This window comes from Planctomycetaceae bacterium, from assembly GCA_021371795.1.
GTDB lineage: Bacteria > Planctomycetota > Phycisphaerae > Sedimentisphaerales > UBA12454 > UBA12454.
The window spans coordinates 15529-35988 of the sequence record JAJFVK010000003.1 but is presented as its reverse complement, the minus strand read 5'-3'; the positions used below and the strand labels follow the sequence as shown (position 1 = coordinate 35988).

At 44.0% G+C, this 20460-nt stretch carries 15 protein-coding genes; 12 read left to right on the top strand and 3 right to left on the bottom strand.

Annotated elements, in window-relative coordinates:
* The first annotated feature begins 461 nt into the window (after positions 1–461).
* The 5 genes from LLF92_01170 to LLF92_01150 all read left to right on the top strand — a co-directional run bounded on the left by LLF92_01170 (position 462) and on the right by LLF92_01150 (position 6807).
* A complete protein-coding gene (locus LLF92_01170) occupies positions 462–1766 on the top strand; it encodes a hypothetical protein (protein ID MCE5339723.1) in 1305 nt (434 codons plus the stop codon).
* Positions 1767–1871: 105 nt separating this feature from the next.
* Entirely contained in the window at positions 1872–2231 is a 360-nt protein-coding gene (gene fliS / locus LLF92_01165; protein ID MCE5339722.1) for a flagellar export chaperone FliS, read from the top strand.
* A 273-nt stretch (positions 2232–2504) separates the two neighbouring features.
* Positions 2505–3305, top strand: coding sequence for a class I SAM-dependent methyltransferase (locus LLF92_01160; GenBank protein MCE5339721.1), 801 nt, complete (start codon positions 2505–2507; stop codon positions 3303–3305).
* Positions 3302–5098, top strand: coding sequence for a tetratricopeptide repeat protein (locus LLF92_01155; GenBank protein ID MCE5339720.1), 1797 nt, complete (start codon positions 3302–3304; stop codon positions 5096–5098). Before LLF92_01160 ends, LLF92_01155 begins: the two co-directional genes overlap by 4 nt.
* Positions 5095–6807 carry a hypothetical protein gene (locus LLF92_01150; GenBank protein MCE5339719.1) on the top strand — a complete coding sequence of 571 codons (1713 nt, stop codon included), beginning with the start codon at positions 5095–5097 and terminating at the stop codon, positions 6805–6807. The genes LLF92_01155 and LLF92_01150 overlap by 4 nt, the downstream gene beginning before the upstream one ends.
* A 123-nt stretch (positions 6808–6930) precedes the next feature.
* Here the strand turns inward: LLF92_01150 and LLF92_01145 are convergent, their stop codons facing one another.
* Positions 6931–9390 carry a CBS domain-containing protein gene (locus LLF92_01145; GenBank protein MCE5339718.1) on the bottom strand — a complete coding sequence of 820 codons (2460 nt, stop codon included), beginning with the start codon at positions 9388–9390 and terminating at the stop codon, positions 6931–6933.
* 247 nt (positions 9391–9637) lie between these two features.
* Here LLF92_01145 and LLF92_01140 point away from each other — a divergent pair, with 247 nt between their 5' ends.
* The 7 genes from LLF92_01140 (at position 9638) to hisD (ending at position 16754) form a co-directional block, all read left to right on the top strand.
* The gene (locus tag LLF92_01140) at positions 9638–10780 is read left to right on the top strand and encodes a threonylcarbamoyl-AMP synthase (GenBank protein MCE5339717.1); all 1143 of its coding nucleotides are present in this window, start codon (positions 9638–9640) and stop codon (positions 10778–10780) included.
* Entirely contained in the window at positions 10752–11219 is a 468-nt protein-coding gene (gene rpiB, locus LLF92_01135) for a ribose 5-phosphate isomerase B (protein ID MCE5339716.1), read from the top strand. The genes LLF92_01140 and rpiB overlap by 29 nt, the downstream gene beginning before the upstream one ends.
* A 50-nt stretch (positions 11220–11269) precedes the next feature.
* Positions 11270–13225 (top strand): aconitate hydratase, encoded by a 1956-nt coding sequence (locus LLF92_01130; GenBank protein ID MCE5339715.1) that lies wholly within the window; start codon positions 11270–11272, stop codon positions 13223–13225.
* An 86-nt stretch (positions 13226–13311) separates the two neighbouring features.
* Positions 13312–14034: a GIY-YIG nuclease family protein gene (locus LLF92_01125; GenBank protein MCE5339714.1), complete on the top strand. Its 723-nt coding sequence runs from the start codon at positions 13312–13314 to the stop codon at positions 14032–14034.
* A 69-nt stretch (positions 14035–14103) separates the two neighbouring features.
* Positions 14104–14631, top strand: a complete 528-nt coding sequence (locus tag LLF92_01120) for an LOG family protein (GenBank protein MCE5339713.1) — start codon at positions 14104–14106, stop codon at positions 14629–14631.
* Complete coding sequence (locus LLF92_01115; GenBank protein MCE5339712.1) at positions 14628–15428, top strand: hypothetical protein; 801 nt, start codon at positions 14628–14630, stop codon at positions 15426–15428. The genes LLF92_01120 and LLF92_01115 overlap by 4 nt, the downstream gene beginning before the upstream one ends.
* Before the next feature lie 6 nt (positions 15429–15434).
* Complete coding sequence (gene hisD / locus LLF92_01110; GenBank protein ID MCE5339711.1) at positions 15435–16754, top strand: histidinol dehydrogenase; 1320 nt, start codon at positions 15435–15437, stop codon at positions 16752–16754.
* Here hisD and LLF92_01105 read toward each other — a convergent pair whose 3' ends face one another.
* Together LLF92_01105 and alaS are read right to left on the bottom strand one after the other, a co-directional pair.
* Complete coding sequence (locus LLF92_01105) at positions 16755–17750, bottom strand: hypothetical protein (protein ID MCE5339710.1); 996 nt, start codon at positions 17748–17750, stop codon at positions 16755–16757.
* A 25-nt stretch (positions 17751–17775) separates the two neighbouring features.
* Positions 17776–20460 (bottom strand): alanine--tRNA ligase, encoded by a 2685-nt coding sequence (alaS, locus tag LLF92_01100; protein MCE5339709.1) that lies wholly within the window; start codon positions 20458–20460, stop codon positions 17776–17778.

Sequence of the window (20460 nt, the reverse complement as noted above, 5' to 3'; positions counted from 1 at the left end):
AACAAAAATCAGAGGGGGAAGATTGAAGATTTACGAAAAGCCCACGGCAAATTATCCAATCTTCATTCTTCAATCTACAATCTTCAATAAAAACCGTTTATCGGACCACAAATTTGTTAAAATAAGTAAAAATTTTAAAAATTTTCCTTTTTTCTCTGCCATTTCAATCCTCGTAACATCATTATCAGTATGTTCTTGCGGAATATTAAAAGACCATAAAAATTTATAAGTTTTTTTTATTCCCTGCTCCCCGTAAAAACCGCATTTTCAGTATTATAAGACGCGTTTTTTACCCTCCTATCTTGTTCTTCTTATCCAGCTTGAAAACCGGCCTTAAGTTTTTCATTTCGTAAGCGAAAATGCACTTATCAGATAACTACCGCGATGTGCTTGTAGCGCATTAAGGAAATAAGGCTTGACAGGGCCTGAAAAGTAAACGTTTATTTTTAAGGAGCAAAACCATGTTAGCGATTAAAAACAACATTATGGCAAGTAATGCTGCCAGACACTTGGGAAAAGCTTATGACAGCTTGTCAACAAGTGTTGAAAGACTCGCATCTGGCCTTCGCATAAATAGTGCTAAGGACGATGCAGCAGGTTTGGCCGTTCGCGAATTGATTCGTGCAGACGTTGCTGTTCTTCAGCAGGGAGCACGTAACGCACAGGACGGTATTAGTATGTTACAGACGATGGAAGGTGCTATGGGCGTTATCGATGAGAACCTTATCCGTATGAAAGAGCTGGCTGAACAGGCTGCTACGGGTTCGTATTCGACAGCACAAAGAACAATTATGAACGCAGAATTTTCTGAAATGGCCGACGAAATTGACAGAGTCGCCGGTGCAACATCGTTTAACGGTATCAGAATGTTAACTACAACTGACAGCGCTGAAGATATCGAAATTCACGTTGGTACTGCCGACACTATTACAATCGAACGACAGGATATGACAACCGATACCGGTCTTAATATTGCTGTTGGCAATGTTGGCGCAACAATCACTGCAACATCAGGCGTCGCAGCTCTGTCAACTACATACTTAAGTGTTGTTGCTACTGATGCCTATTCTGACGGTGCAAAGATTTCCATTACATTTACTGACACCACTCCTGCCACGGATGTGTCAGAAACGACCGTTGATGTTTATTTCTCATGCAGCAACGGTACTACAGACTACACTCTGCAGGAGGTTATCGATAAGATTAACCTCGTAAGCCAGAACCTTGGTAACGGCACAGACGGCCAGACTCTGAACTATCAGATGGCAACCTACGACACCACTGGCGGAACTTACCACCTCAAGCTCGATTCGAATGAAGATTCAGCCGACTCCGTCGCCATCACAGGACAAACAAACGCAAATACGGACGTCACCACAACCGGTGCTATAGTACTTACTTCAGACGCTACAACAGCTTCAGATGTGTCTGCATCATTTGGCACAGTTGCAGTTGGTGCAGGTATCAACATTTTGTCAGCTTCAGCCGCACAGTCAGCTTTGACTTCGGTTGGCAATGCGATTACCGTAAAAGACGCGGCTCGTGCAGCATTCGGTTACAAGATGAACCGTCTTGAAAGCACGATTTCGATTCTTGATATTCAGGCAGAGAATTTGATGTCTGCTGAAAGCCGTATATCTGACGTTGACGTTGCGACAGAAATGGCAACGCTGACCAGAACACAAGTGCTTTCTCAAGCTGGCATCGCCATGTTGTCACAGGCTAATTCAATGCCTCAAATGGCACTTTCACTGCTCAATAGCTAATTAAGAGCAGATTTGATTGAATTTCAGGGGGATGGTTAATAAAAAGCCATCCCCCATATTTAAAGGTATCACACATTTTAATAAGCAATAACGGAGTGCTGAATAATGAAGGGCATCGAAACATATCAGGAGAACTCAATTACGACACAAAGCCAGGGTCGTATTGTAGTGATGCTTTACGAAGGCGCGATTAAGTTCCTGAAATATGCCATATTCGAAATGCAGGCAGGCAACCAAGAGACAAAAAGCAAGTATCTCAATAAGGTAGAGGACATTATTAACGAGCTTAATACCGTTTTGGATATGGAAACCGGCGGCGAAATCGCGAACAACCTTAGAGCCTTATATACATTTATGATTCGCAATATTCACGACGGCAACATTCAAAGAAATACCGCCAAACTTGAAGAGGTTATTAAACTGTTAGAGGAATTGAATCAGAGTTGGAAAGCCATCGCAAACTAACCCAAAACACCGAATCTGTTAGACTAACAACCGACTCCACACTGCCAAACCTGCTTCTTAATCTGACAACCGACACCATTTTTAGTACGTCACTCAAAATTAAAGACTCAAAACTATAATTTTCCTGTCTGGTTCGAGAAAACGTTTAATATCACTACATCCCCCCTTACCTGTTACCGATTTTCCGCAAAAAAAGCCTTTTTCACCTACTGGCACATTTCTTGCACTCTGTCCTGCGAGCATAGTCTCTGTACATAGTTAAGGATAGTAATTATGTTGATTCTCGAAAAAGCTATGGAAAAAGCACAGACAGTTGAAGCGGCCAAAAATCTTCAAAAATGCTGGTGCGGCGGCGGAACGCTTCAGGATTCCGTCAATCCTGCTTATTTTCGCTGCGCAAACTGCGATACTTTTGTTTTGAAACAACAACTTAACAATGAACAGCTAAAAGATTTTTATGGTTTCCAAACGTATTGGCACGACCAGGCCGGTATTAAAAAATTGCCGCCAATTGAACAGCGGGTAGATAATGATTTGAAAGACCGCATTCCAATATGGTTTAAGCTGATGGTTCAAATAATACAAAAATATAAGGATGTGCCTGCTCGTCTGCTTGAAATCGGCTGCGCTCACGGCGGTTTTCTGCATTACTGTATGCAGCGAGGCCTGAAAAACGTTGTCGGAAATGAACCGGATGAAAAAACCTGTCAGTTTGCCAGAGAGCATTTTAAACTGCCCCGCGTTGTCAGCGGGCTTTTCCCAGACATCACCATCCCAATCAACAAGTTCGGCATAATCGCCGGCTTCGATGTCCTCGAACATTTTGAACAGCCGGTCAGAGCTTTGCAGAAAGTATATGACCTGCTCGACGACAACGGATTCTTTATGTTTCAAACGCCGTGTTATCGCAACGAAAATGCTCAATGGCCGCAGTTTAAGCCGCCGGAACACATATTCCTCTATGATGAAAAAAATATCAAACAACTTTTCAGCCTCGCGCAGCTTGAAATTGTTGAAACTTTCCAAGGCTGTTTTGTTCATGATATGTTTATATTTGGACACAAGAAAAAATGAAGCAAAAATTCAAAATCAGCAATAATAAAAAAAACGACCCAATCAAAGGAATGTCGTTCGACGACTGGGCGGCCAAACTAATGCCGCAATGGCTCAAAGACGCGGAAAATGCCATTGAAACAGGCGATATGGAAAAGGCAAATCGTCTTCTGGACGAAACGTTCATCAAAAATGAACTCGAAAGATTAATTGGCACAGAAAAAGTTTTTTCTATGTTCAAAATCGCTTCGCTGCTGAAGAGTGCCGAGATTATTGCCCGTGCAGAACAGATGTTCGAAGATTTGTTGAAATTTAATAACCATTCTTCGGTTTATAATGAGTTGGCAGATATTTTCAAAAAAACCGGACGCCTCAACAAAGCCATTCATTATTTGAACACAGCCCTCGAAATGTCCCCGAACGAACCTTTTCTGTGGGGAAATCTCGCAGGTAACCTGATAAGCCTCGGCCAAACCGAAAAAGCGATAGAACTTTTGCGAAAAGTCATGAAAATGCGGCCGGAACATGATATAGCACATTCGAATTATTTTATTTACAGCCATTATCTGCAAAATTTTCCGCGTGCAGAAATTTTCAACGATATCGTCAGATGGGCATCGAGAAATATGCCTCCGCGTCTGGCAAAAAAACAACACCGCAATATCCCAGACCCGAACCGCAGACTCAAAATCGGTTATATCTCGCCGGACTTTCGCAATCATTCAGTAACATATTTTTTTGAGCCGCTGCTCGAAGCACACAATCGCGATAAGTTTGAAATTTTCGGTTACGGCAATGTCTTTCACCATGACGAAACAACTGAAAGACTCAAAAGCAAATTCGACCAGTACAGAAATGTCCGCCCACTGGACGACAAAGCCAAAGCAGAGCTGATTGAAAGCGACGGCATTGACATCCTCGTCGATTTGGCGGGCCATTCCGGCAACACGGGCCTGTACGCGATGGCATACAAGCCCGCTCCGATTCAGGCAACATGGCTGGGCTATCCTGACACAACAGGTATGAGCCAGATAGATTACAGAATCACCGATGCAATCGCCGACCCGCCCGGCTGCGAACAATACTATTCCGAAAAATTATTTTACCTCCCCGGTATTTTCCTCTGCTACAGTCCCTGCGGAATCCAGCCGCTAGTTGCACCTGCGCCGTTTATAGAGGCAAAGCACATCACTTTCGGCTGCTTCAACAATAGCAGTAAGATTAATCCGCTTATTATAGGACTATGGGCTGAAATTCTAAAACAGGTTCCGAATTCGAATCTTCTGTTGAAATTCAAATCAGGTCAGGACGATGAAATCCGCGACATATTTTTGAAGCAATTTGAACAGGCCGGCATCGCCAAAGACCGCATAGCTATTTCAGGTTGGCTGCAATCACCGGCAGACCTTATGCTCTATGACAAGGTAGATATTGCACTCGATACGTTTCCGTATAACGGAACGACGACCACCTGCCAGTCGCTGCTGATGGGCGTACCGCTGATATCGCTCGTCGGCGAAAATCATATGTCCAGAGTAGGGTTGAGCATTTTCAAAAACCTCGGCATGGAATTTTTCGCCGCACCGACTCCGCAGCAGTACGTCGCAAGAGCCGTCGCGCTTGCAATGAAGCCGGACTCGCTGGCCAAAATCAGAAACACAATGCGAGACAGGTTGCGGGCAAGTGCGCTTTGCAACAAAGTCGTATTCGCCGCGAGAATGGAAAACGCGTATCGGCAGATGTGGCAGACATGGTGCCAAAAGCAGAACGATAAAAAAACAGTTAACGCTCAAAGCGTCGCCGAACGATTATGAACAATGCCGAAAATTTGGCAGATAATATTCCCGATTTTTTAATCGAAGCGGAAAACGCTGTAAACGCAGGTGATAACAAAAAAGCTGAAAACCTGCTGACCGAAACCGCGGTCGAAGAAGTCTGCGCAATCCCGGATGCCAACACGAAAACTTTATCGCTCTATATTTTTTCCACCCTGCTGTTCAAGATTCGACAGTTGGACAGAGCGGAAAACTTGAACAAAAAAATTCTCGAACTCGGCCAATACTCCTTTGCGTATTATGAGTTGAGTCGAATCGAAGAGGAAAGATGCAATTTCATCTCTGCCGTTGAATATGCCGAAAAAGCATTAAAACTCGAACCCGGCGACCCGAAAATTTTTAATATCCTCGGCGGCCAATTAATCTCGCTGGGCAAATCGAATGAGGGAATCGAAATGCTGCGAAAAGCCGTCCAAATCGCGCAGGATGACACAGAAACCGCCGACACACTGCTCTACTCACTGCATTATAAGCCGGATATAAGCCCGCAAACGCTATTTCACGAACACATCAAATGGGGCAAAAATTTCACGTCGGATGTTCCGCTCAAACACACCAATACTCCCGAACCGGACAGAAAACTACGCATAGGTTACGTCTCGCCGAATTTTAATCAGCATTCCGTCGCGTATTTTTTTGAGCCTGTTCTCGAAAGTCATAACCGCAGTGCGTTTGAAATCTTCGGCTATAATAACTCGAAAGAAACCGACAGAGTTACAAAACGTATGCGTCCGCAATTCGATAACTTTAAGGATATTCACGGCCTGACAGACCAGCAAGCCGCTGACACAATTGCCAGAGATAAAATTGACATTCTCGTTGACCTCGCCGGCCACACCGCGGGCGGCAGACTCGCGGCCTTTACACGAAAGCCTGCGCCGATTCAGGTTACCTGGCTCGGCTATCCCGACACGACAGGCCTTTCGCAGATGGATTATCGAATCACAGACGAACTTGCCGACCCGCCGGACAATCACAAATATTACACTGAAAGCCAGATTTGTCTGCCGACCGGTTTTTTGTGTTACAGACCGCCGGACTTCGCGCCGCCGCTTGCCGAATGCCCGTGCGTAAAAAACGGTTTTACCACATTTGGCTCATTTAACATAAATCAGAAAATTAATTTGGAAGTTATGTCGTTATGGTCGCAGATACTAAAGCGTGTCGAGAATTCGCGATTGATTTTAAAAATCCGCGGCGGCCAGCACACCTCGATGCAGGAATATTATTTTGAAATATTTGAAAAGCTCGGCGTGCAGAAAAACAGAATTGAAATCCACGGCCACAAATCCCCTGCCGAGCATTTAGAACTGTATAACAGGATAGATATCGGATTAGACACATTCCCGTACAACGGCACAACGACTACATGCGAAGCGTTATGGATGGGCGTGCCTGTTATTTCGCTTGTCGGCGACTGCCACAGCAGCCGTGTTTCGTTGAGTTTGTTCAGTCGATTGGATATGACATTTTTCGCCGCACAAAAACACGATGAGTATGTTAATAAAGCCTGCGCATTGGCGGCAAAACAGGAATCGTTGTCGAAAATTCGCCAGACGATGCGTCAGAGAATGTCAGCGAGCATTCTTTGCGATAGAAAAAAATTTACCCAAGTGCTCGAACTTGCATACCGAAAAATCTGGCAAATATGGTGCAAAAATATAAATCAATCCGAGCCCGGAGCGTGAGCGATGGGTAGATGGGCAAATAATTGTTAGCCCTGCCATCATTTCAATCCTGTAAAGGAATATGGCAGGGTTCGTTTAGCCGTTGCCGGCATTGTTAATTTTTAATCTATGATGAGTTCTTCCCTATAGGGAAGAATTTAAGGTTTCGATTTGAGCAGGGGCTTCTGACAATAAGTATTTATTGATTATTTTCATTAATTTGAAGTGATCAAGTGGTTTGGCTAAATAATCATCAAAACCGGCCTCTACACATTTTTTGACATCTTCTGTCATTGCATTAGCTGTTAAGGCGATTATCGGTGTTACCACCCCCTCTGACCTTAAAGCCTTCAGGGCTTCATAGCCGTCCATATACGGCATCAGAATGTCCATAAATATCAGGTCGAATTCTTCGGCAAGAGCTTTCTGAATCACTTCGTTTCCGTTCTCTGCAATAGTTACCTCAATGCCCATTGTTCCAAGCAGCAACTTCATTAGTATCTGATTGGTTTTGACATCTTCTGCAACTAATGCCTTTCCGGAGAACTTCTTTATCTCCACTTTGTTTAATTCATCTTCCCAATAACAATCAATATTATTTGTTTCAAGCAACTGCTGTTTTGTTGCGTCTAAACCAACAGGTATCGCTATGCTAAATGCAGAACCTGTTCCCACTTGGCTGGTCAAATTAAGCTTACCGCCCAGAAGTCCTACCAGCCGCTTTGTAATAGTTAATCCCAGACCTGTCCCGCCAAATTTGCGAGTAGTGCTGCCGTCTGCTTGAGTAAATGGTTCAAATATTTTGTTACAGCTGTCTTCTAAAATACCTATACCTGTATCTTCAACGTCAAATCGGATGTTCGAGTTGTTGCCTGTGGTTTCTAATGAAACTCTTACATACACGTGTCCTTTTTCCGTGAATTTGATTGCGTTGCCGACAAGATTAATCAGGCATTGTCGCAGGCGTGTCGGGTCTGTACATATTTGGTCAGGGAGGCCGTCGTTTTTAATAACTTTGAATTCAAGTCCTTTTTCGTTTGCCTTTAACCTCATCATTGATTCAATGGAATTGAGCAAATGACTTAACGAACAGGCAATAATCTCTATGTCAAGCTTGTCTGCCTCAATTTTGGTAAAGTCCAGAATATCATTTATAACCCTTAATAGATTCTGGCCGGATTCTCTGATTAGATTTATATATTCTTTTTGTTCTTTAGTCATTTTTTCATCTGCCAGAAAATCGCTGAATCCGATAATGGCGTTCATCGGAGTACGAATCTCATGGCTCATATTGGCAATGAACTGGCTTTTGGCTTCATTGGCAGCTTCGGCTTTGGCTTTGGCTTGTATTAACATTTCCTCCGTTTTACGGAGGGCTAATAATTCTTTTTGCGGAGTAATATCGTAAATTATTCCCTGACTTCCATTAATGTCGCCGTGAACATTTCTGGTAATAATATTAAATATAGTAACGTATATTTTGTTACCTTTGGAAGTTTTAAGCGTCAGCTCCTTGAGTTCCAATTTCTCACTTTTCAGTTCACTTAAAAATTGTTCCCTGTCTTCAGGATTAACCCAGAATCGTTCCGGCAAAAAAAGTTGATTTATAAATTCTTTACAATCCACCACATCAAACAGTTTCATGAACGATTGGTTGACATAGGTTATCTGCCCATCTGTGTCGAGGGTGTAAATGCTGTGGATAGAATTGTCCAAAGACTTTATGTTTTTTTCTTCATCGGTTTGCAGCTTCTTTTTTATAGCTCTGAAAATATCCGTTTGAGTTACAATGCCGCACAATCGCTCGTTTTCCATTACTACCATCCTGCGAATGCGCTTTTGTTCCATCATTCTGCTCGAACTAAACGCCGAATGGTCGGCAGGTATGCTTATCACCGGCCAAGACATTACCTCCTCTGCTCTTGTGTTGGTGGGGTCTTTTTTTACCGCCACCACTTTTTTCATCATATCCTTTTCAGTTATAATTCCCGCCACATCGCTGCCCGACAGTACCACAACGCACGAACATTTACGGGTGTTCATAATATGTGCAGCATCTGCGACTGTTCCTTCCTTCTGTATCACAGCCACATCCCTGCTCATTATCTCTCCTACGTCTTTCCACATGCCGTAGAATGTCATAACACGAACCATATCCGTCTGCGTTATAATTCCAACCAATTGATTTTTATCGATGACCGGCAGTCGTTTGATGCCGTTCTCGTTCAAAATTCTGCTAACCTCAAGTACAGGCAACTCTGGAGCTATATCAATAACCGGCGAAGACATTATTTCTGAAATTCTTACTTTATCGAAATCTTTATTCTGACCGGCAACCTTTCTAAGGAGGTCTGTTTCAGTAAGAATGCCTGCAACGATATCATTGTTTACAACCACGATACAGGAAATGTTATTTTCAGCCATCAGCTTTGCAGCCGATACCACACTTTCATTCATAGAGATAGTAACAACTTCTTCACTCATCACATCCTTTGCTTCCATCCAGATACGGAAAGATGTTGCCATATGATCGGAGAAAATATCACCTCGGTCGTTTTTGAGTGCATCGGTAAACAGCATTTCAGTATCCACTGTGGTTCCCATTATGATTCTTCTTTTTTTTAATAATTGAGTTTCCCACACATCAATATTCTCTCATCTATGCATATCCAAAATTTGTTATATAGATTATTTCGTCTCAAATTAACTGAATGATAATTTCGGAAAGTACCTGATTTGATGTTATAGATAATCATAAGCTAATTTGTCTTAATTGTCTAATTACCGCTGTTTAATTAGCACATGAATAAAACTCTTCCTTTTTGGCTGTTAATCCGGTATTTTACTGGCTATGGTGGAATACATAGAGATAAAAGACCCGAAAACGGATTTGGAAAAACTCAAAAAGTGCGCCGAGTGCATCGACGCAGGCGGGCTTGTTGTTTTTCCGACTGAAACCGTGTACGGGATTGCCTGCCGGGCGGAGAAAAAAAGTTTAGCCAGACTCGACGAAGTAAAACAAAGAAACCTTGAAAAAAGATACACCCTGCACATCGGAGACAAGAGCAAACTTGTGGATTTTGTGCCGACTCTGACCGCGCAGGTCAAAAAACTGCTCAAACACACTTGGCCCGGTCCGCTGACAGTTGTTTTCGAAGTCAATGATGATGAAATTAAAAAACTGCGCGAAAAGCACGGCAGCGAAGTCGTCGAACTATTATATAAGGATAATAGTATTGGCATCCGCTGTCCGGACGAACCAGTCGGCAATAAATTGCTGAACCTGTGCAAATATCCGGTTGTCGCGCCAAGCGCAAACACTGCCGGTAACCCGCCGGCAACTGACGGCAAAGAAGCTTTCACACAAATCGGCGATTTGGTCGATATAGTGATTAATACAGGCAAGTGTAAATACGAAAAAAGTAGTACTGTCGCAAAAATATCCTCCACCGGTTTGAAAATTTTACGAGTCGGGGCGTATTCCGAAAGGAGAATACAGAAAATGTATGCCATAAATATCGTTTTTGTATGCAGCGGAAACACCTGCAGAAGCCCGATGGCAGAGGCTTTGGCGAAGAAAAAAATGGCCGAAAAACTCGGCTGTAATATTAACCAATTGGAAGAATACGGTTATAACATCGAATCGGCGGGCATTTTAGCTGTCAACGGCATTAGCGCAAGTGAAGGCTCTATAATGTTTTGTGAATCGAGAGGTATAAATCTCCACACGCACAGGAGTCAACGGCTGACCGGCGCAAAAATTCGTCTTGCCGACCACATTTTTGCCATGTCAAACGGACACAAAGATGCTATAATCCGAATCTGTCCGCAGGCCGAACAGAAATGTATGATGCTGATTGATGGTCAGGAAGTTGACGACCCTATTGGCGGCGATGACGAAGCGTATGCAGCTTGCGGTGAAATGATAGAAAAAGCAGTTAACGAAAGGATGAGTGTAATTCTCAATGAAAGTAGCAGTTGCCAACGATCATAGAGGAATTGAAGCAAAGGAACAGATTAAGGCTATCGTAACCGAACTCGGCCATACTTGTATAGATGTTGGTACGAACAGCGACAGCCCAGTTGATTATCCGGATATGGCATATTTAGCCGCCAAAGCAGTCGCCGACAAACAGGCCGACAGAGCTATTCTTGTCTGCGGCACCGGTATCGGAATGTGTATTGCCGCCAATAAGGTGCACGGCATTCGGGCGGCGCTTTGCTATGACGAACTCAACGCGAGAATCAGCAGACAGCACAACGACGCAAACGTTCTTTGCTTAAGCGGCGATTTACTCGGCTCACAAATCTTGCGGAAAATGGTTGAAGTATGGCTGTCCACCGAATTCTCCGGCGGCAGACATCAACGAAGAGTCAACAAAATCTCCGCGATAGAAGAGGGTAAAGACCCAAGCACTATCGGCAAACAATAAATTGCGCTGATTTTCAACAAATCAGCTATACATATATAGGGAGCATCAAATTGGCTAAGACGCTGACTTTCAAGATCCTTGAAAAGCATCTGATGGATGGTGTTCTGGAAAAATCCAAACCCATCGGCATAAAAATAGATCAAACACTAACGCAAGACGCTACCGGCACGACTGCATTTTTGCTGTTCGAATCGATGGGCGTTGAACGTGTAAAAGCAGACACCGCAGTCAGCTATATCGATCACAATATGTCGCAGTTCGGGCCGGAAAATCACAACGACCATCTTTATCTGCAAAGCGTCGCAGCCAAAAAAGGTGTTTATTTTTCACGGCCAGGAAACGGAATTTGTCATCAGGTTAATCTCGAACGATTCGGCAAACCCGGCGGCACACTTCTCGGCAGCGATTCACATACACCAACCGGCGGCGGTATCGGTATGCTCGCTATCGGCGCAGGCGGTCTCGATGTCGCGGTCGCGATGGGCGGCGGAGCGTTTTATCTTACCTGTCCGAAAGTTATCGGCGTTAAACTCGTCGGCAAACTTAGCCCCTGGGTCGCCAGCAAAGACATTATCTTAAAATTATTGAGCATCCTGACCACAAAAGGAAACGTCGGCTGCGTTGTTGAATATTTCGGCACCGGCGTTGCCACGCTGACAGTTCCGCAAAGAGCGACCGTTACGAATATGGGCGCAGAGCTTGGCGTAACAACGAGCGTTTTTCCATCCGATGAACAAACGGAAAAATTCCTCACAGCACAAAAAAGAGAAAAAGATTATTTGCCTCTTGCTGCCGATGATGGATGCGAATACGACCGCATAATTGAAATAGATTTATCACAACTCGAAGCGATGGCTGCCTGTTCGCCTTCGCCGGATAATATCAAAACTATCAAATCGCTTGCGGGTACAAAGGTTAATCAGGTGATAATCGGAAGCTGCACGAATTCCAGCTTCACGGATTTGATGATGGTTGCGAAAGCTCTCAAGGGCAAGACTGTTCATCCATCAGTTGAATTCGCAATTGCGCCGGGCAGTAAGCAGGTTATGAATATGCTGGCTGCAAATGGCGCGTTGGGCGATATTATTTCTTCGGGCGCACGAATTCTCGAATCCGGCTGCGGGCCGTGTATCGGGCAGGGATTTTCGCCTGCCGACGGCATTGTATCTGTGCGGACATTCAACAGAAATTTTGCCGGCAGAACGGGAACGAAAAACGATAACGTATTTTTGACCAGTCCGGAAATTGCTGTTTTGACCGCGTTGAAGGGCGAGGTTGTCGAGCCGGACAAGTGCGGAATTGAATATCCAAACATCGAAATGCCGTTCGAGTTTACGGTTGATGATAATATGATTCAAAAACCGCTTGCACCTGCCGAAGCTAAAAATGTACAGGTCATTCGCGGCTCAACTATCGTCGTGCCGGAAGCGGCGTCGAAATTGCCGAACGATTTGAAAGGCAAAGTCATTCTCAAATGCGGCGACAAAATTACGACAGACCATATTATGCCGGCGGGAGCGTTTTTGAAATATCGCTCGAACGTGCCGGAATATTCGAAATATGTTTTCAACTGCTTCAACGAGCAAGGCAAGCCGACTTTTGCGCAGCGTGGATTGGATTTAAAGAAAAATGGGATAGCTGGAATCGTTGTAGCGTCGGAAAGTTACGGCCAGGGTTCATCGCGTGAACACGCAGCGCTTTGTCCGATGTATCTGGGCGTTAAAATGATTATCGCAAAGAGCATTGAGCGAATTCATAAAGCGAATTTAATTAACTTCGCACTTTTACCGGCAGAGTTTGAAAACCCGGCTGACTACGACAAAATCAACGCGGACGATGAATTTGAAATTAAAAATCTGAATGACGCAATCAAGTCAGCAGATTTTATTATGGTTAAAGATAAAACCACAAGCTTCGAGTTCAAGTGCAAACTGACACTTTCGGCAAGAGACAGAGAAATACTTTTAGCCGGCGGATTATTAAATTTTACGAAAAATACAAAATAAAAAAATGGCCACAGAGAAAAATAATAATACTGTTTTAGCCACAGAGCTCACAGAGAACACAGAGATTTTTTTGATGGGCATTAAAAATGGATAAAAAACATATTATTAATGAAATTATTAGGACGGCCAATGAAAACAATGGCACTCCATTAGGAAAAGACAGATTTACCAACGCGACAGGAATTAAATGGTCAGATTGGTATGGAAAGTATTGGACTAAATTTGGTGACGCTGTTCTAGAAGCCGGATTTAAGCCAAATAAACTTCAATCCGCATATGATGAAGATTTCCTAATAGGATGTGTAATTTCCTTAATTAGAGAAATAAATAAATTTCCTACCTCGGGTGATATCCGGTTAAAAGCATATAACACAAAAGGTTTTCCTGCTCATAATACATTTCGTCGTTTAGGGAAGAAAACTGAAATGGTTCAGAAGCTTCTCGCCTATTGCAAAGACAAAAGTGAATACCAAGACGTTATTGAAATTTGCAAAGGTATTTGTGTTTCTTCAGAAAAGGAAAACGACTCTGATTCTGAAAAAGATGATGTAAAATTCGGTTACGTATACTTAATGAAATCAGGGGGATATTACAAAATCGGAAAAAGCGATTATGTCGAGAAACGAAATTATGAAATAGGAATTAAGCTGCCGGAAGAATTAAAAATAGTCCATAAAATCAAAACAGATGACCCCCTCGGAATAGAAGCCTATTGGCATAAGAGATTTGGAGATAAAAGAACACGCGGCGAATGGTTTGATTTATCAAATAATGATGTTAAGATTTTTAAACGAAGAACATTTATGTAAAATAGTTTTTTCTCTGTGGGCTCTGTGTTCTCTGTGGCTAATAAAAAATAAAACTCTGTGGCAAAACAAATGAGAGAAAAAGTCGTAACAATATTCGGGACAAGCAAAGCCAAAGAAGGCGATGAGGTTTTTAATCTTGCTTACCAATTCGGCAAGCTCTGCGCGGAGGCGGGATTTGTAATCGCTAACGGCGGGTACAAGGGCATAATGACCGCAAGCGCCAAAGGCGCGAAACTTGCCTGCGGAAAAACCATCGGCGTTACCTGCACGGCTTTCGGCAAAAAAGGGCCAAACGAATTCATCACAGACAACATTATCACAGAAAACCTTACGCAAAGAGTCGGCAAATTAGTCGAAATAGGCGATGCTTACGCTGTTTTGCCCGGCGGGACAGGCACACTTTTAGAGCTTGCGGAAATCTGGGAATCGGCAAACAAAGGCTTTGTAAAACCGGCCAAACCGATTATACTGTTAGGCGATTTCTGGACGCCATTAGTGGAACTGATGGCCAAAGACGACCCCGGCTGCAAAAACTATATCGTACAGGCCGAGGACGCCGAAAAAGCAGTCGAAATATTACAGGGAATTTGGAAATGAAAAAGACACAGATTAACACTGTTGTTTTTAGACACGGATTAACACAGATTAACACTGTTGTTCTGCTTTCTATTTTGTTAAGCTGCTGCTGTCTTGCGGAGGAAAGTCCATTTCATAAACCTGTTCCTGCCAGCGACGGGTTTATGCTCAACGGCATTGACGGAAAAATCACAACACAAAACGGCAAATGGTATTTCTCCGTTTACGAGCCGACGACGGACGGCAAAGGATTTATAACATCGCCGGCGGAGATTCTGCCGTCGAGTATGCTCGAAAAATTGGTCAGCGTTATATCGGAGCAGAATAATTCGTTTCGTGTCTGGGGAAAACTCACAACATACAAAGACAAAAACTACGTTTATCTTTCATATTTTCTGAAAGTAACAAAAGTCCGCGACACAAATACTCCGGTCAATGAGCCGGATGTCAACGAAAGCAAAATCATACCAGATGATGCGCTCGCGCTGCTCAAGCCGACAAGAGTTATAAATCTTACGGAACTTCAAAAGCCGATGGCCATTGAAGCTGACGGAATACTCACAGACAGAACAGGTTTTCTGAAAGTATCGCCGGAAGGCTGTTATTTCGGATTCGATGCGATGGGCAGAAATGTTGATTTATTGCAGCTTCCGCTTTTACAATGCAAAGAGCTTGAACAAATGGAAAAACAGCAAAAGGCATCGGCGTTTCCGCTGCGTTTCAAAATTTTCGCAATCGTTACAAAATATAAAGGTAAAAATTATTTATTGCTCCAGCGGGCGGCAAGACTTTATTCCCACGGCAATTTCGCACGGTAACCACGAATGAACACGAATAAACACAATTTTAAAAAAATATTTATATCGCAAGATACTGAACAAAAATTTTACGAAAAACTGGGAAGTTTTCGCACTAAAATTATAAATATTCCGTTGCTCAAAGAACAAGACTGCGAAAAGGTCAGAAAAATTATCAAAGACGTTCAGCAAAAACAGGATAAAGCTGTCGCCGAATACACAAAAAAATTCGACAACGCAAAATTAACGCCTGCGAATTTTAAAATATCCCAAAGCGAATTGGATAATGCTTATAAAAATATCGATAAAAAACTGCTGGCTTCGATAAAGAAAAGCATTAAGAATGTTCGGCAGTATCAGAAACAAATTTTCATCGGCAAAGATAAAAAATTCGCCAACACCGGTGTAAAATACTCTGCCATAGAACGAATCGGCATTTGCGTGCCGGGCGCTTCTGCCCCGCTGCCATCGACCGTGATTATGACGGCTGTTCCGGCTCAAGTCGCAGGCGTAAAAGAAATCGCGGTTGTTTCGCCGCCAAGATTCAAAGGCAGTATTCATCCGGTGATTCTGGCGACTTGCTGGGAATTGGGAATAAATGAAGTATATCGCATCGGCGGAGTGCAGGCTGTTGCGGCTCTTGCTTACGGAACGCAAACAATTAAACGAGTTTATAAAATTGTCGGACCGGGTAATAGTTGGGTGCAGACTGCAAAAAAAGAAGTTTTCGGTCAGGTTGATATCGATTCTGTTGCAGGGCCGAGCGAAGTTTTAATAATCGCGGATAAAAACGCGAACCCGGCATACATCGCGGCAGATATGTTGAGTCAGGCTGAACACGCCCCCGGAAGCGCGGTGCTTTTCACTGATTCGCAAAAACTCGCAACGGACGTGCTTAAAAATCTTCAATCACAATGCGGAAAATTATCACGCGCACAGGAGACGCTGAAGTGTCTTTTGAATTTCAGTCTTATCGCGTGTTTTAAAAATATGGATGAAGCAATCAAACAGGCCGACAGTTTTGCATCCGAACATTTACAAATCCAATGCGGCAAAAACAGCAGGAAAATCGCGGGCAAAATTAAAAATGCCGGCGCTATGTTCATCGGCGAATACAGTCCGGTAGCAACGGGCGATTATTTCGCGGGGCCGAGCCATACGCTTCCGACCGGTGCAAGCGCAAGATTTTTCAGTCCGCTAAGCAGTAACGATTTTATCAAATCGACAAGCATAATCGAATACAGCAAAAAAACGCTGGCAAAGAGTGCGAAAGATATAATCCGAATTGCCGAAGCTGAAGGTCTGGATGCACACGCAAAAAGCGTCGCGATTCGTTTGGAAAAATAGTTAAATCCAGTTCAGACGCTCGGAATTTTTATAATAAAATCTTCCCATCAGGTGCATAAGAACCATCATAAGATAAATCTTAATGAAACGGTATGCGCCTATCGCAAACAAAAGAGAATATGAATTCACCTTAAATGATTTAAAACAGTATGAACGAATATACCAAAATGAGAAAACACCCGCCCAGAAAAGCACTATAAAACCAATATAAAAAACGTGCGTCTTTAACAACGACGATAATATCAAAAACGGATTCAGTCCCGCAAACGATTCATGCATAACAACCGACAGCATCGCCATAGGAAATAGTGCCGCCCCGATTGCCAGCAGATAATAGAAAAACTCGTCAGGTTTGTTATACTCCGGAAAATTAAATATGAAATCCGGGATGTCATCCGCTTCGCTGCTCAAATATAAATGAGCAAAAGCCGGCGCGGCAAACAAAACTATGCTGACGATGATTCTGAACATCATTAAAAACGCATCCCAGAAATCCATAAACTCTCCCATGCCGACTGAAAGCCGAACATACCCCTGCGCACTATTCTGCACGCACTGGCAAAAATAAACATAAGAATATATGTTCACCACGGAAACTATCAATCCGGCCAGAAAGCCTATAAATAAGCCGATAACTGGTATAAACGCGAAAACAGAAGACACCAATAGCGTAACCAGCGGAATGCCCGCCATAATCAGCAGCATTGCAACGCCGGTGATATTAGCAGGATAAAGAAATATATCGAGCAGCCAAGGGAATTTTCTTTTGAACGCTTCAGGCGGTGCTTCTTTTTTGAACTCATCGTTATAATTATTTTCGACAAGCTGCGGGTCGTTGGGCAAATTTTTGGGTTTTTGCAGTTCGGGCGGGGGAGCATCTTTGTTTGCGGGGATGAATATTTCAGATTTGCATCTGGTGCATTTGCCGGCTTTGCCCGCGTAGTCGTTTGTCGCGGTAAAGGACTTACCACACTTTGCACAAGTAAAGTGAATCATAAACCCGCGCGAAAAAACTTTGTTGCTATTTTCTTAAATGCGCTTTGATAATTTCCATCGCTCTTGCCATCGCATCGTCGATTTTCGACGGGTCTTTCCCGCCGGCCTGCGCCATTTGAGGTCTGCCGCCGCCTGCACCGGAAACTATCGGAGCAATTTCTTTCACTATATCGCCTGCTCTCAAGCCCTTTGCCGCAATGTCATCTGTAACGCCGGCAATTAGTGTAACTTTGTCCTCGCCCTCGGCCATACCGAAAACAACGACAGCAGTTCCTGCTTTTTGTTTAATCATATCGATAGCCGTGCGCACCTGGTCAATCGGCGTCTGCTCAATTTTGCTTACAACTACCGTAACGCTTCCGATTTTTTCAGCGTTGTCCAAAAGCTGTCGTGCTTTATCGAGAAAATTCGTGCCGTTTGCGACCGGTGAGGCTTTTAACTGTTTGCCAAGTTTTTTATTTTCGTCAATTAGTTTATTCACTCGCGCGGGAAGTTCCTGCGCTTTTACTTTGAGCAACTGATTGAGCTGTTCGACTATTTCACTTCTTTCCGCGTAATAATCCAAAAGGCCGCTGCCCGTCAGGGCGGTAATTCTTCGCACACCAGTGGAAATGCTTTCTTCTTTGATAATTTTCAGGCCGACGATTTTGCCGGTGTTGTCAATGTGCGTCCCGCCGCAGAATTCTCTGCTGAACGCCTGCGAAAGATTATGCGCATCCGGTGCGCCGACGCCGATAACGCGAACAGTGTCGCCGTACTTTTCATTGAACAGCGCCATCGCGCCAATTTTTTTCGCTTCGTCAATCGGCATAACAACCGATGTTACCGGTAAAGCCTGCCTGATTTTTTCGTTGGCAAGTCTTTCAACTTCTTTCACTTCCTCCGGCTTGAGCGCCCGCGGAGTTGTGAAATCGAAACGCAGATAGTCCGGACAAACCATACTGCCCTGCTGCGCGACGGTATTGCCCATCACCTGCTGCAAAGCCCATTGCAGGATATGAGTTGCCGTATGATTTTTCCTGCTCTGCTGACGAGAGGCGTCAACAATCGCGTCAACTTCATCGCCGACTTTCATTGTGCCTGTTGCCAGTTTACCTTTGTGTACTATGCAATCCGCGATTTTTTCAGTTGCTTGGACTTCAAACTGACCTGCGGAAGATTTTATGATTCCTTTGTCGCCGACCTGCCCGCCCGACTCGGCATAAAAACAAGTCTTGTCAAGAACAACAGCCAATTCAGTACCAACTTTCATTTCGCCATCTGCACTAAAGCCCGACTGATTTACGAAACCAATAACTTTTGTTCGCAGAGTTTCGTGATTATATTTTGCACTATCATCTGTCGCAGGTAATTGCTGGTCGGTTACGACCTGTGTGAAACCACTCGGTTTCTGCGCGGCTCTTGCACGTTCTCTTTGCTCTTCCATCAGCCTTTCAAAGCCTGCGGTGTCAACTTTCAAATTCTGCTCACGAGCCATAAGCTGCGTTAAATCCAGCGGAAAGCCGAAAGTATCGTAAAGCTGAAACGCATCTGCTCCGCTGATAACGCCCGCGGCTTTTCCTTTTTCCGCAGCGTCTGCGAAAATTTCCAGCCCCCTGTCAAGTGTTCTGCCGAAACTTTCTTCTTCAGACCGGATAACTGTTTTTACAAGTTCGCCTTTTTGTTTGATTTCCTCGAATGCGTGCCCCATTAAATTTATGACAACGTCAACGAGTCTGTAAATAAACGGCTCGTGCATATCGAGCGTTCTGCCGAAACGCGCGGCTCGTCGCAAAATTCTGCGAAGGACATACCCTCTGCCGTCATTGCTCGGCATACAGCCGTCGGTTATCGCAAAGACGAGCGTTCGCAGGTGGTCTGCGATTACGCGAAACGCGATGTCTTTCTTTTCCATTGTGCCGCCGTACTGCTGATTGCACAAAATACCGATGGCGTTGAGAATCGGCGTGAACAAATCCGTATCGTAGTTCGAATTTTTGCCCTGCAAAATGCGCGTGATTCTTTCGAAACCCATTCCGGTATCGACGTGCTTTGCGGGAAGCGGCAACAGTTTGCCGGTACTGTCGCGATTGAACTGCATGAAAACAAGATTCCAAATTTCAATTACATTTGGATTATCTTTATTAATAAAAGCTGCGCCAGATTTGTCCGGCGTGCCGTCATAATGAATTTCACTGCACGGACCGCAAGGACCGGTTTCGCCCATTTCCCAGAAGTTATCTTTTTTATTTCCTTTGTGAATCCGCTCGTCAGGCAGAAATCTTCGCCAGAAATCCCGCGCCTCATCATCGGCGTCAAGGCCGTCGGATGCGTCGCCCTGAAAATAAGTGGCGTGAAGTCTGCTTGGGTCGATTCCCCATCGCTGCGTCAAAAGCTCCCACGCCCATTCAATCGCCTCGGCTTTAAAATAATCGCCGAACGACCAGTTGCCGAGCATTTCGAAAAACGTATGATGATAAGTATCGGTGCCGACATCTTCCAAATCGTTATGTTTGCCGCCGGCACGGATACACTTCTGACTATTAGCTGCGCGTTTGTAATCGCGCGAGCCTGTGCCGAGGAACACATCCTTAAACTGATTCATCCCGGCATTGGTAAACAGCAGCGTATCATCGCCAATCGGCACTACCGGCCAACTTTGAACAAAAGTATGATTCTTTTCGACAAAGAAGTCGATAAACGATTTACGAATTTGTGCCGCTGTCAACAT